This is a genomic window from Mesorhizobium sp. M8A.F.Ca.ET.161.01.1.1 (genome assembly GCF_004792105.1).
In the GTDB taxonomy this organism is placed as follows: Bacteria; Pseudomonadota; Alphaproteobacteria; order Rhizobiales; family Rhizobiaceae; genus Mesorhizobium.
This window is the reverse complement of sequence record NZ_SRTD01000137.1, coordinates 1-389: the sequence shown is the minus strand read 5'-3', so window position 1 is coordinate 389 and position 389 is coordinate 1. Positions and strand designations below refer to the sequence as shown.

The window sequence follows — 389 nt, the reverse complement described above, 5'->3', positions numbered from 1 at the left end:
GCGGGGAATTCGAGACTTCCGGCGTCAAGGACGTCTTGGCGGAGCTCGACCGCGAGCTGATCGGGCTCGCCCCGGTCAAAAGACGCATCCGCGAGACGGCAGCGCTCCTGCTGGTCGAGCGGGCGCGCCGCCGCATGGGCCTGGCGCACGAAACGCCGACACTACATATGAGCTTCACCGGCAATCCGGGCACCGGCAAGACCACCGTCGCATTGCGAATGGCTGACCTGCTGCATCGGCTGGGCTATGTCCGCAAGGGCCATCTGGTTTCGGTGACGCGCGACGACCTGGTCGGCCAGTATATCGGCGACACTGCCCCGAAGACCAAGGAGATCCTGAAGAAGGCGATAGGCGGCGTGCTGTTAATGGACGAGGCATACTATGTCTAG

At 63.8% G+C, this 389-nt stretch carries 1 pseudogene; it reads left to right on the top strand.

Annotated elements, in window-relative coordinates:
- Window positions 1–386: pseudogene (locus EN804_RS35020) on the top strand (AAA family ATPase); the annotation flags it as partial.
- Between the last annotated feature and the right edge of the window lie 3 nt (window positions 387–389).